The sequence below is a fragment of the Rothia nasimurium genome (genome assembly GCF_928391935.1).
GTDB classification, from domain to species: domain Bacteria; phylum Actinomycetota; class Actinomycetes; order Actinomycetales; family Micrococcaceae; genus Rothia; species Rothia nasimurium_D.
Genome location: NZ_CAKMTD010000003.1, coordinates 1 through 14,201, shown reverse-complemented (window position 1 = coordinate 14,201; position 14,201 = coordinate 1). Strand labels below are relative to the sequence as shown.

General features: G+C 57.6%; 6 protein-coding genes and 1 rRNA gene. All 7 read left to right on the top strand.

Annotated elements, in window-relative coordinates; translation table 11 throughout:
• Nucleotides 1–3: 3 nt before the first annotated feature.
• Nucleotides 4–261, top strand: coding sequence for a Txe/YoeB family addiction module toxin (locus tag L7A15_RS04595; RefSeq protein ID WP_237208297.1), 258 nt, complete (start codon nucleotides 4–6; stop codon nucleotides 259–261).
• A gap of 92 nt (nucleotides 262–353) precedes the next feature.
• On the top strand, nucleotides 354–878 hold the full coding sequence (locus tag L7A15_RS04590; RefSeq protein ID WP_237189574.1) for a hypothetical protein: 525 nt from the start codon (nucleotides 354–356) through the stop codon (nucleotides 876–878).
• Between the two features lie 12 nt (nucleotides 879–890).
• Complete coding sequence (locus L7A15_RS04585; protein ID WP_237189575.1) at nucleotides 891–2,147, top strand: RNA-guided endonuclease InsQ/TnpB family protein; 1,257 nt, start codon at nucleotides 891–893, stop codon at nucleotides 2,145–2,147.
• A 725-nt stretch (nucleotides 2,148–2,872) separates the two neighbouring features.
• Entirely contained in the window at nucleotides 2,873–8,968 is a 6,096-nt protein-coding gene (locus tag L7A15_RS04580) for a MucBP domain-containing protein (protein WP_237208298.1), read from the top strand.
• Between the two features lie 265 nt (nucleotides 8,969–9,233).
• On the top strand, nucleotides 9,234–11,549 hold the full coding sequence (locus L7A15_RS04575; protein WP_423817282.1) for a HelD family protein: 2,316 nt from the start codon (nucleotides 9,234–9,236) through the stop codon (nucleotides 11,547–11,549).
• A 395-nt stretch (nucleotides 11,550–11,944) separates the two neighbouring features.
• A complete protein-coding gene (gene tyrS, locus L7A15_RS04570; RefSeq protein ID WP_237208300.1) occupies nucleotides 11,945–13,252 on the top strand; it encodes a tyrosine--tRNA ligase in 1,308 nt (435 codons plus the stop codon).
• Nucleotides 13,253–14,083: 831 nt separating this feature from the next.
• Nucleotides 14,084–14,201: ribosomal RNA gene (locus L7A15_RS04565) — 16S ribosomal RNA — on the top strand; the annotation flags it as partial.

Here is a 14,201-nt window from a genome sequence, read left to right as displayed (position 1 = left end):
GCCATGAAGATTGTGTGGGATGAGAACGCCTGGGAGGATTACCTCTGGTGGCAACAGCAGGACCGCAAGATCCTTAAACGTATTAATTTGCTGATTAAAGATATTGCCCGTAACGGGCATGGGGGCATAGGCAAACCGGAGGCCCTTAAGCATGATTGGTCTGGGTTTTGGTCGCGGCGGATTACAGATGAGCACCGGCTCATTTATGCGATCACAGATTCCACCATTTTGATTGCCGCCTGTAGATACTACTACTCGTAGGGAGCTTGGCGGTGTCAGGCTCTAGGGTAGGGGAGTGGGCCGGTTATTCTGGTGGTATCACTTTTTACGCACACACACTTTAAGGGGTATTGATGCGCCGTCATCTTTTTGCGTCTGTGGGCCTGGTGGCCCTGCTTGGTTTGACTGCTTGTGGGGTAGGTTCCAACCAGGCTGATTCTTCTGCTTCTGTTTCTGCATCGGCTTCACCGTCGGTTTCTGCTTCTGTAACCGCTTCAGCGTCGGCTTCAGAATCTCCGACTGCCGCCGAGTCCCCAGCAGCGCCGTCTGCTGAGCCCACGGTTGCGGCAACTCCCGAGCCAACAGCTGCTGCTCCGTCGTCCCAGGCTCCTGTCGCCTCTCAGCAGCTTGCTGCCCCGGGTACTAACTGTGGGGTCGCGGACGCTTCGCGCACCACGAATAGTGTTTATGTCTTTGGTGGCCAGGTGTCGTGTGATGAGGCTCTGTCTACGATGAGGGCTTTTTTGCCGAGCATGACCGACAACATTGGCGCCCAGGGCCCTGGTTCTGCTGAGATTGGTGGTTTTACCCCAATGAGCGAGCGTGAAAGCCCCGTCCGTGAGGGCGGGGATGAAACGCGACATTACCCACTACCATGATAGAATGTAAGCATGACTACCCACACTGTGAAACGCGCCTACAAACGCCGTTTCTACCCCACCGAAGCACAAGCAGCAGAGCTGATACGTACCTTCGGTTGCGTCCGGGTTGTCTATAACAAAGCCCTGCACTACCGCACCAACACCTGGTACGAACAAGGTGAGCGCGTAAGCTACGCCCAAACAGATAAGGCATTGACCGGCTGGAAGAAAGAGCCTGAACTAGCTTTCCTTAATGAGGTTTCCTCCGTCCCCCTGCAACAGGCCCTACGGCACTTACAAACTGCCTTCTCTAACTTTTTCGAGGGCAGAGCCAAATACCCTAAACGTAAGACCCGCAGGAAATCACGCCTATCAGCGACCTATGTTAGAACCGGGTTCAGAGTCAAAGACGGGTCTATCTACCTAGCCAAAATGAGTGAACCCCTCACCCTCGCTACAGGGGACAACCCTGTACCCTGGGAGGGTGTCTCAAGCGTCACCGTCACCTGTGATAGCGCAGGGCGCTGGTTCATCTCAGCTTTGTGTGAAACTGAAATAGCTCCCCTACCTACAAGGGGTAAAACCGTAGGAATTGATCTGGGCGTCAAAGACGCCCTGGTGCTCTCAACAGGTCAAAGACTCAACCCCACCGACGTCTATGACCTGCCCGCCAAAAACAAGCGCGTCACCCGCTATCAGCGTGCCCTCTCCCGCAAGGTCAAAGGGTCAAAAAACTGGGAAAAAGCGAAACTCAAGCTCTCCCGCGCCCACGCTGCCGCCCGGGACGCCAAAACCGACTGGCTGCACCAAACCACCACCACCCTAGTTCGTACCTATGACGTGATCTGCATTGAAGACCTTAACGTCTTAGGTATGACCAAAGCAGCCCGGGGTAAAGGCCGAGCCGCTAAGGCTGGGCTGAATCGGTCAATCCTTGACCACAACTTCGCCCAGTTCCGCACCCTACTGGAATACAAGGCTCAGTGGTACGGCAAACAGGTGGTAGCTATCGACCGGTTCTTCCCCTCTTCTAAACGCTGCAACACCTGCGGTGTAGTGCGGGAGTACCTGTCCTTGAGTGCTCGTTTTTGGACGTGCAAAGCCTGTGGCACCCGGCTAGATAGGGATATAAACGCTGCGCAGAATATCCACGCCGCGGGGCTCGCGGTGTACGCCTGTGGAGATGGTGTAAGACCTGCCAAGAAACCCCTTGCGGGGTTCAAGGGTGGGCTGTCATTGGTGAAGCAGGAAACTCCTGGTAGTGATGCCGGGAACCTCCTTCCGTAAGGGAGGGGAGGAAGTCAGATTAAGACCTGGAAGGTCAGCATGGATCCTGTGAATGGTGTCCGAGTTGAAGAAGGCGGCACTCAGCAGGGCCTGCCGGCTTCAACTGAGGCGCGGTCTCTGGATGTGGGTACGACTATTAACTTTTTGGGTTTCTCATGTCAGCCTCTGAGCACTGAATCTATTACGTGTGTTGGTTCTTCTGGCCATCAGTTTACGATTTCTCCGGCTGGTGTCACCCAGCCGTAGCGGTTGGTGTGTTCCTGGTTTGAGGACGCCCCCACCCGCCTGCCCTGCCCGGGGCTGGTGGGTGGGGGCGTCCTTTTTTCTTGTGGTGGGTGCGGACAGGCCTGCGGTTAGTGTGTTTGTGATGGGGTGGGGGTGCTGGTTGGGCGGGTAGACAAGTTGGGCGTGTCCTGTCTTGTCAGGGGTGGGCAAGGGGGCTTTCGGTAGGGTAAATAGTTTTTCCGGCCTGTCTATTAATGTGTTTATTCTGACCTTGCAATGCTGCATGTAACTCTTGACGCGGGGGGGGGGGTAGCTGTAGGGTGAACTCTGCAGGGAATATCTTGCGAATCATGATGGTCGGGTTTCCATGGTTGCTCCTGGATTCCCGAGGGCCCCTAAGGGGCGCCCCTTAGGGGGCCTTTTCCATCGGGGAACTCATTCGCTTGATTCCCCTATTCCTTGCACTCACTTGACATCTACATTAGAGAAGGTCTTTTACCTTGACTAAGAGCAACTCAAAGAAGCGTGCTGCCCAGAAAGTTTTTTCTGGCGCTGCCCTATTTAGTCTTGCCCTGGGCGCTTCAATTTCTGCAGTGCCCGTAACTGTTCCTCAGGCCTATGCCGTTGAGAACATTGATTACACCAACCCTGATTCTCTGAGTGGCGTATCGGGTACCTGGCACCTGCCCACTGACACCGGCACTGTTGGTACCACCACCGAACGCCTGGACGCTGCCGCCAATGAAGCCTACATCAAGAACAATGATGTTACTGTTCCTGCAGGCTATATTGCTGATCCTGTGGACGGCCGTGAAACCTTCGGTATTGTTTTGCTCGACGAGCTAAACGATACTAATGCTGATTACAATGAACGTAACGGCGTGAATTACTACGTCACTTCCTCAGCTGATCGGAATATTGGCCCCGGCACTATCTTCGTTAATCTGGTGGATAAGAACACCAATACCATTGTTCGGTCTTTTGAACTGAATGAGGGGGATGCCAACGTTCCTTTGGGGCTTACTGATGCACTGAGCCCTCAGCTTGGGGATAGCTTTTTCACCCTGAACTACGATGTAACCTACGCTGCTGACGGTTCTGTTGCAGGGCGTGAATTCCGTGTTAAGTCTGCCGCGGGTAGCGATGCTAACCACATCACTATTATTCTCAATAAGGCTAATCCTAGCGGTGAAGGCGCTGCGAGTAATGCCCCTGTAGTTCAGGTTCCTACTCCGGCTACCCAGACTGCTTCTTACAAGGTAGTGGGTACCCATGAGTTGCTAGCCCGCTACACCCAAACCGGTGGTTACACAGGTGACCTTTACGCAATCGCTGGCCCTGTAACCTTCGATAAGTATGAGCTGGTAGAGTCCCCGACCCTCTCAGCAGATGCCAAAATTCTGGCTACTGACTATGCACTTGGGGTCACTGCAGATACTATCCAGTCCAATACCCGCCGTACCCGCACCGTCGTTGAGCCTGATGGCTCAATCGTTGTTAAGGTTTACTACCTCAACCCCGAAAGCCCTAACCTGGCTACCCTCTACGGTAAGGACACCGCCAACGGCGGTAACGCGCTGAGCGACGCTACCAATGAGGACGACTGGAAACTGATGTATGAGTCCCAGCCTATTGCTCCTGACTCCTGGAACTCGGTTGCTTCAGAACCTAAGGTTCACAGCTGGGAGGTTAATGGCGAAAAATACAGCTACCGCGCAGTTGTCACTAACTACGATGACCTTTCCGCAACCGGTCTGCTGAGCACCACTGCTGGTCTTGTATCAGACCCGACCTACGCACGGGTTGCTAATGACCAGCGTCCTGCCAAGGCTCTTGGTATTGATGATTTCCGTGTAGGTGGCTTTAACTGGTCCCTCCGTAACGGTAACGCCAGGAACGAGCAGCACGTCACCTACTGGTACGCCCCCAAGGGCGACGTTGACGTCTACTACGTCGACGAAAACGGCAATGAGATTAAGGCTAAGAACGACCTCGTCTCCTACGGCGCCACTGACTCTGCCTACGACGCCACCAGCGCAGACGTAAAGCCCCAGTTCATTACCGGCGCCGACGGCAAGGTCTACGAGTACGTAAAGGTCGATACCGACGGCCTACGTCCTGTTACCGAAGGCAAGGAGGGCAAAGACGAACACGGCCGCACTTACGCCGCCGCCACCAGCGAGACCGGTACCGTCCAGCAGAACACCGTCCAGGAGCTGACCTACGTCTACAAGGAAGTCAAGTCCTCCGTCACCGTCAACTACGTTGACACCGAAGGCAACGTCATCAAGGATTCTGTTGTCGACACCACTGACGCTTCCGTTGGTTCTTCTTACGACACCAACGACAACAAGCCCACCGAAATCACTGTTGACGGCGTCAAGTACGTCCTGGTTCCCTCCAAGACCACCGCTCAAGTTGGTACCAATGACCCTGTCAAGAGCGACGGAACCGGCACTGTAGCCCAGGATCCCACCCAGGTCACCTACGTCTACCAGAAGGTTGGTAGCTGGGTACCCCAGATCCCTGGTGTCCCTGTAGGTGAAGAACCTAAGATCGAGTACCCCTTCGATCCTGAAAACCCGGATCAGCCCATCACCCCCACCCCGGACAACGTCATTCCTTACGTTCCCGGTTACACTCCCGTTGACCCCAACACCAACGATCCTCTCGTTCCTGTTGACCCCAACGACGAGTCCAAGGGCTACATCCCCCCGACCACCACTACCCCCGGTAACGACACCTTCATTCCCTATGTAGAGAAGGATCGCGGTTCAGTCGTCGTCAACTTCATCGACACCAAGGGCAACATCATCCAGGCCCCCGTGACCGATGAAAACTCTGTCTACGTCGATACCCCCTACGACACCACCGATCAGAAGAAGGACACCATCACGGTGACCAACCCTGACGGTAGCGAAACCGAGTACCGCCTGGTCCGCACCGACGGTAACGAAACCGGTAAGGTCGTTGAGGGCGTCACCTCCGTGACCTACGTTTACGAAAAGGTTGAGTACGGTACCGTCGTCGTTAACTACGTCGACACCAAGGGCAATGTCATCAAGACCCAGGTCGAAGACACCGCCCGTACCGAAACTGGCGCTGCCTACGACACCACCGACAACAAGCCTGCCGAAATCACCACTGAAGACGGCTCCCGCTACGTCCTCGTACCTTCTAAGACTGAAGGCACCGAGACCGGCACCGTCGTTGCTGGTGAAACCGCTGTCACCTACGTCTACCAGAAGGTAGCCAGCTGGATCCCGCAGCTTCCCGACGGCAGCACCCCCGAGATCCCCTACCCCTTCGATCCCAACAACCCGGATCAGCCGGTAACCCCCACCCCGGATACCGTCATTCCGTACGTACCCGGGTACACCCCTGAGGACCCCAACGGCGAGCCCCTGAAGCCCGTCGACCCCGAGGACCCCTCAAAGGGCTACATCCCCCCGACTCCTTCCAACCCCGGTGAAGACACCATCATCACCTACGTGAAGGACCAGGGCTCAGTCGTCGTCAAGTACGTCGATGAGGCCGGTAACGAGATTCAGGCACCTGCCACCGATACCGCCACCACCGACATCCTGGACGCTAACGGCAAGCCCGTCACCTACGACACCACCGACCTTAAGCCCGAGACCATCACCGCCGCTGACGGTACCGTCTACGAGCTCGTCCCCACCAAGACCGAAGGCACCGAAACCGGTAACCTGGCCAAGGGCGAAACCGTTGTCACCTACGTTTACAAGAAGGTTGAAACCGGCTCCGTCACCGTCAAGTACACCGACCTTGAAGGCAACGAAATCTCTGCCCCCGTGGTAGACACCGCTGCTGGCACCAAGGCTGGCACTGCCTACGACACCACCGACAACAAGCCCAACACCATCACCACCGCTGATGGCAAGGTCTACGAGCTGGTCCCCAACCTGACCAAGGGCAACGAGACCGGCACCGTCACCAACGGCGAAACCGTTGTCACCTACATCTACCGCGAGGTCACCCCCGCTGTTGCTACCGGTGACGTCATCGTCCACTACAAGGACGTTGAAGGCAACGCCATCAAGACCTCCGTCCTGGACACCAACAACGCCAACGTTGGTACCGGTTACGACACCACCGACAACAAGCCTGAAACCATCATCACCACCGATGGCAGCAAGTACGTCCTGGTACCCTCCAAGACCAAGGGTGCCGAGACTGGCGACGTCGTTGAGGGCGTCACCGAGGTGACCTACTTCTACCAGAAGGTCGCAAACTGGATCCCCCAGATCCCCGGCGTTCCCACCGAGGACCTGCCCCAGATTCCTTACCCCTTCGATCCCACCACCCCGGATCAGCCTGTGGTTCCCGGTGACGGCCAGGTCATTCCTTACGTTCCCGGTTACACCCCTGAGGACCCCAACACCGGCGAGCCCCTGAAGCCTGTCGATCCTGAGGATCCCTCAAAGGGTTACATCCCGCCGACCACTAATACCCCCGGTGTTGATACTCCGATTCCTTACGTCAAGGATGAAACCCCTGCCCCCGCTACCGGCAACGTTGAGGTCAAGTACATCAACACCGCTGGTGAAACCATCAAGGCAACCGTTACTGACACCGCAGGCGCTGCTGTCGGTACCGCCTACGACACCACCGACAACAAGCCTGAGAGCATCATGCTTGCAGACGGTACCCGCTACGTCCTGGTTCCCTCCAAGACCCGCGGTGCTGAAACCGGTGAGGTCGTTGAAGGCACCACCACCGTCACCTACGTCTACCAGAAGGTCGCCAACTGGATTCCCGAAATCCCTGGCGTGCCCGTAGATGAGCGTCCGGTCATTCCTTACCCCTTCGATCCGACCAACCCGGATCAGCCGGTAACCCCCACCCCGGATACCGTCATTCCGTACGTTCCCGGTTACACCCCTGAGGATCCCAACACCGGCGAGCCGCTGAAGCCCGTCGATCCTGAGGATCCCTCAAAGGGTTACATCCCGCCGACCACCAACACCCCCGGCAAGGACACCCCCATTCCTTACGTCAAGAATGAGGAACCCCCGGTAGAGGTCAAGACCGGTAACGTCGTGGTTCACTTCCAGGACACCGAGGGCAACACCCTCAAGTCCTCCACCACCCTGGTTTCTGACTCACCCGTTGGTGGCAAGTACAACACCACCGGCACCAAGGCTGAGGAAATCATCACCGCCGACGGCACCCGCTATGTTCTGGTTCCCACCAAGACCATCGGCTCCGAAACCGGTGAGGTAGTTGAAGGTACCACCGAAATCACCTACATCTACCAGAAGGTCGCTAACTGGATTCCCCAGATCCCCGGTGTTCCCACCGAGGACCTGCCCAAGATTCCTTACCCCTTCGATCCCAACAACCCGGATCAGCCGGTAACCCCCACCCCGGATACCGTCATTCCGTACGTACCCGGGTACACCCCTGAGGATCCCAACACCGGCGAGCCCCTGAAGCCCGTCGATCCTGAGGACCCCTCAAAGGGTTACATCCCGCCGACCACCAACACCCCCGGTGTTGATACCCCGATTCCTTACGTCAAGGACGAGCCTGGCACCCCTGATGCCAAGACCGGTACCGTCAAGGTGACCTACAAGGACGTTGATGACAACCCCATCCCCGGCCTGAACCCTGTGACCGATACCAAGGACGGCGCAGTGGGTACTGACTACTCAACCAAGGATCACAAGGTCACTGAGGTAACCCTGGAAGACGGCACCCGCTACGTCCTGGTTCCCTCCCTGACCGAGGGCGCTGAGGACGGCCAGGTCGTTGAGGGCGAAACTGTTGTCACCTACGTCTACCAGAAGGTGGCGAACTGGATTCCGCAGCTTCCCGACGTTCCGGTTGAGGATCTGCCCAAGATTCCTTACCCCTTCGATCCGTCTAAGCCCGGTGATCCGATTGTTCCCGGTGACGGTAACGTGATTCCTTACGTTCCTGGTTACACCCCGGTTGATCCTAAGACCAACGAGCCCCTGAAGCCCGTTGATCCTGAGGATCCCTCAAAGGGTTACATCCCGCCGACTACCAACACCCCCGGTGTGGATACCCTGATTCCTTACATCAAGAACGATCCCAAGGATCCTGCTCCGGTAGATCCTGAGCAGCCGGGTGAGCCGACTGAACCTACTCAGCCGACTGAGCCCACTGAGCCTACTCAGCCGACCAACCCCGGTGAGCCCACTCAGCCCACCCCGGTTGATCCCACCAACCCGGCTGACCCCGGTCTGCCTAACCAGCCCATTACTCCGGTTGATCCCAGCGACCCGGCTAACCCCGGTGAGCCCACTCAGCCGACTGAGCCGACCAACCCCGGTAACGGCGGTACTGGTGGCAACACCGGCGGTTCGACCGGTGGTAACACTGGCGGTTCAACTGGTGGCAACACCGGTGGCTCCACTGGCGGTAACGCTGGCGGCTCAACCGGCTCAACCGGTTCCTCCAGCACCACCCCGGCTCCTAAGTCCACCTCCGGCAGCCTGGCCCACACCGGTGCTGAAGTTGGTGCCCTTGCTGGCGCTGGTGCCCTGCTGATGGGTCTGGGTGCTGTCCTGACCCGTCGCGGCCGTCGCAAGAAGGATTCTGAGTAACCAGGATCCTCTGGCCGCCAGCTAGCTACCGGCTAGTTGGTACCGGCGAATGACAAGACCCCCGGTCGTTCCCCTCTGTGAGAGGTGGATGACCGGGGGTTCCTTGTATCTAGCCCCGGTGGGAGGTGGGGGCTCCTTCGCTACATGGGCAAACCAGCGCTTCCTCTTCCCCCTGCCCGCCTGCCCTGCCCGGGGCTGGTGGGTAGGGGCGTCCTTCTCTTTAAGGGGGTGGCGGGTATAGAATAGAGGGCTTGAATTATCCGCGATGAAGGGTTCCCTCTTGACCGAGAACACAGCCGCTACCGGCGAGCAGACTGCTGCTGACACAGCCTACGAGGCCCAGCTGGCAGAAGAACGAGCCTACGTGAATAAGCTCTACGCCCGCCTGGACGAGCTCCGAGACATTAACGAGAAGAAACTCAAGAGCACCCGCAAGAACCAGGCTGTGGGCAGCCACCAGAACCGGTCTGAGCGCGACGCCTACGCCCAGCACTATGAGGACCGCCTGGCCCAGTACAACGCCGTCGACCACCGCTTAGCCTTCGGCCGTCTCGACCTTGAGGGCGACCTCGTCCGCTACATCGGCCGAATCGGCTTGGCCACGGAGAGCCATGAGCGCCTGCTCATTGACTGGCGTGCCCCCGAAGCTGGTACCTTCTACCAGGCCACTGCTTTTAACCGGCAGGGGGTGCGCCGCCGCCGCCACCTCATGCTAGAACGTCGTGAGGTCACCGGCTTTGAGGACGACGTCCTCGACTCAACCCTGCTGGCTGAGGGCGAGGAGAACCTGCACGGGGAAGGTGCCCTGTTGGCTGCCCTGAACCGCAAGCGCACCGGCCGTATGGGTGATATCGTGGCCACTATTCAGGCTGAGCAGGACGCCATGATTCGCGCTGATTTGGCGGGCGTCCGCGTCGTGCAGGGTGGCCCCGGTACCGGTAAGACTGCTGTGGCCCTGCACCGTGCCGCCTACCTGCTTTACACCTTCCGCGAGCGTCTCAATAATGCGGGTGTCCTGGTGGTGGGCCCCTCGGCCTCCTTCATGTGGTACATCGAGCGGGTTCTGCCTTCCCTGGGCGAGACGGGCGTGGTCATGTCTTCCCTGGCTACCCTCTACCCCGGTGTGAAGGCTGTGCCTGAGTCTGACCCAGCGGTGGCCCAGGTCAAGGGTGATTTGCGGATGGCTGAGGTTATCAAAAAGGCTGTGGCTGACCGCCAGAAGATTCCGGCCAAGCCCATCACAATGTATGTTGAGTCGACGCCGATTGAGCTGACCCCCGGTATGGTTAAGCATGCCCGGAACACGGCGCGTTCAACGGGTAAGCCCCATAACGAGGCCCGTGAGACTTTTGTGAAGATCCTGCTGAAGGAGCTCACCGCCCAGCTCAATGAGAAGCTGGACGCTGCCGCTGGCCGTCCGGTGGACCGCCCCTACCTGGAGGACGACGTCCGCGCCTCGATGGACGTGCGCCGCGCCATCAATCTGCACTGGCTGCCCCTGGCCCCTGAGACTCTGGTGCGGTCCTTGTTCGCTAAGCCGGAGTACCTGCACAGCGCAACCGCTGGCGTCCTGTCTGAGGCTGAGCGTGATGTGCTGGCCCGCCCCTCCTCCCTTCCTTTTACTGAGGCTGATGTGCCCCTGCTGGATGAGGCTGCTGAGCTCTTGGGTGATTTTTCCCAGGTGGCGGGCGCGGCGGCTGCCGCCCGGGCTGAGGCTGACCACCAGGCCAACCTTGAGAATGCCCGCAAGGCCCTGGAGAACGTTGATCAGCAGCTGGCTGACATGGGTGTGGACGGCGTGGTCACGGCTGAGCAGATTGCTGAGTTGAATGAGGAGCGCGGCGAACGTATGACTGCCGCCCGGGCTGCCCAGGCTGACCGTACCTGGGCTTACGGGCATGTGGTGGTGGACGAGGCCCAGGAGCTTTCCCCCATGCAGTGGCGTCTGCTCATGCGCCGTTGCCCCATGAAGTCGTTCACGGTGGTGGGTGACATTGCCCAGGCATCGTCGGCTGCTGCTTCCCAGTCCTGGGCGCAGGCTCTTGAGCCTTTTGTGGGGGAGCGGTTTACCCTGGACGAGCTGACCGTTAACTACCGTACCCCCGCCCAGATTTCGGACGCGGCCGTGGCGGTTGCCCGTGCTGCTGGCCTGGATATTTCTGCCCCCCGCGCGGTGCGTGAGGGCAAGTGGGCGCCGTCCGTCCGTGTTGTGGGTGAGGACGGCCTCTACCCGGCTGTGGTGCAGACGGTCAGCGAGGAGCTGGCCCACCCTGGTGGCGGTTTGATTGGTGTCATTGTGGCTGAGGAGCGTTACCGGGAGACTGCCCTGGCGATTGCTGCCGAGCATAAGGGCAAGCTGGGCACTTCTGCTTCTGCCCTGGAACACCAGGTACTGATTTTGACCCCCTGGGAGGCTAAGGGCCTGGAGTTCGACACTGTGATTATCGTTGAGCCTGCCGACCTGGTGCGTGCAGCTAACGGTTCGGTGGGGGATTTGTATGTGTCCATGACCCGCCCCACCCAGCGCCTGCACCTGCTGGCTTCTAGCCAGCTCCCGGCTGGTCTTACCCCCACGGAGTAAACTGCTTCGGCCTGTTTGGGGTAAGGACGCAGCCCCTCCTTCCTGCCCCTTGCTGGTTTCTAGCCAGCTCCCAGCCGCTCTGGCTCCCCACCGAGTAGTTTGTTCTGGCTCAGTGTGTGTAAGGACGCCGCCCCCTCCTTCCTGCCCCTTGCTGGTTTTTAGCCAGCTCCCAGCCGCTCTGGCCCCCACCGAGTAGTTTGTTCCGGCTCGGCTCGTGAAAGGACGCCACTCCCTCCTTCCTGCCCCTAGGCAGGGGAGTGGGGGAGTGGCGTCCTTTTTGTCTCTCAATCAGAGAACATTCTGGCGCTTTGGGGTGGAGGGCTATGGGTGAACTGGTACGGTTGTAGGTGGTAATTGGTTTACCGTATTTTGTTCGTATCTAACCAGGAGTAACCGTGTCTGAAGAGACTCTTGCAGCTCAGCACAACGATGATTCCTTTGAGAATATCTGGCAGGAATTGAAGTGGCGTGGCTTTGTGCACGTCAGCACCGATGAAGAGGCCCTTGAGAAGGCGCTGGCTGAAGAGACTGTGAATTTCTATATCGGTTACGATCCCACCGCTGCTTCTTTGCACTTGGGCCACCTGGTTCAGCTGCTGCTCATGCGTCGTTTGCAGCTGGCTGGCCACCGCCCCTTCGGGCTGGTCGGTGGCGCTACCGGTCTGATTGGGGATCCCCGTCAGACGTCTGAGCGTGTGCTTAACTCCCGCGATGTGGTGGAGGGCTGGGTGACCCGTCTGCGTGGCCAGATTGAGCGTTTCTTGTCCTTTGAGGGTGAGAATGGGGCCCAGATGGTCAATAACCTGGACTGGACCAGTGAACTATCTGCCATCGATTTCCTGCGTGAAATTGGTAAGAACTTCCGCGTGGGCACCATGATCAAAAAGGAAATCGTAGCTAAGCGCCTCAACTCTGAAGAGGGCATTTCCTACACCGAGTTCTCCTACCAGATCCTGCAGGGCAATGACTTCCTGGAACTCAACCGCCGTCACGGCGTGACCCTGCAGTGTGGTGGCTCTGATCAGTGGGGCAACCTGACCAGCGGCACCGAGCTGGTCCGCAAGGTCACCGGCAAGTCTGTCCACGCCCTGGGCACCCCGCTCATTACTAACTCTGACGGCACCAAGTTTGGTAAGTCTGAGGGTAACGCTATTTGGCTGGATCCTGAGATGTGCTCACCCTATGCCTTCTACCAGTTCTGGCTGAACACTGCGGACGCTGACGTAGCTGACCGCCTCAAGGTTTTCACCTTCAAGACCCGCGACGAGATTGCTGCCCTGCAGAAGTCTGTTGAAGAGGAACCCTTCAAGCGCCTAGCCCAGAAGACCCTGGCCTACGAGGTTACTTCTCTGGTCCACGGCGTTGAGGCTACCGAAAAGGTCATCGCTGCGTCTGAGGCCCTCTTCGGCAAGGGCGATTTCGCTGCCCTGGACGAGGCCACCCTCAAGGCCGCTACCGCCGAGCTGCCCCACGCGGTACTTTCAGCAGACCAGCTGGATATGGTAACTGTGCTGACCGAAACCGGGCTTTCTGCTTCTAAGTCCGAGGCCCGCCGCACCCTTAAGGAGGGTGGCGCTGCCATCAATAATGTCAAGGTCCAGGGTGAGGACGCCGTGCTGGTCGACTCTGATCTGCTGCTGGGCAAGTACGCTGTGATTCGCCGAGGCAAGAAGAACATGGCTGTTGTTGAGCTAGCCTCCTAGGCCCTGCTTCCTCAGCTGTACCGGTGCGGACGCCCACTCCCCACTTTCCCTATAAGGGAAGGACGGAGTGGGCGTCCGTTCTGTCTACCCCGGTGTTCTCGGTGGATAGGGCAGTGGGTAGAGGGGGTGTAGCTAGCTTTCTGAAAATTTTTTTTGAGAAATTTTAATCTGCTGTTCACTAGGGGATATACCTGCTTTTAGGTGGGTTTGAGTGGGCTTTTGAGGGGAAAATGCCTTGTTTGGGGTTGCGCACCCTCAAAAAAGTGCGTAGAGTATTACGAGTCGCTGAGGCACGGGGAACCGGCCAGAAGCGCAGAACAATCGAATAGTGCACCACAAGTCGAGTCGAGTAAGGCTCCCAGGGAGAAATAATCAAACTGGTTTTCGGGTTTGAAGCTAAGGCTTCGGAATAAAGAAAAGAGCTTGTGGCTATCGTCACGCTCAAACGAGTTGCGATGATGGAAAAAGCATTATAGACTGAATGAGTTGCCCAAACGAGGCAACGATAACTGAGAATGACCGATACGAAACACCGGCTGGGAATCACTGGCTAGGGTTGAGAATGCGGTTTGTTGCTTGAAAACTCAATAGCGTACCAATGTTATAAATAACATTCTTATCGTCCATCATCACACTAACACAACACCATGTTGTGAGTGATATGGAAATAGAACTGATACCAAATATTTATATAACACTGTGAGAAACCACTGGTTTCTCACTGAATTTGATAATCAATTGGTTTCAGATTCGTCAGCTTGAACCACACCTACCCCGTAGGTGAATGGTTCGCTAATCAATCGAGACTAGATCATCAAACGATTCATTTTTTCAACGGAGAGTTTGATTCTGGCTCAGGACGAACGCTGGCGGCGTGCTTAACACATGCAAGTCGAACGATGAAGCCCAGCTTGCTGGGTGGATTAGTGGCGAACGGGTGAGTAATACG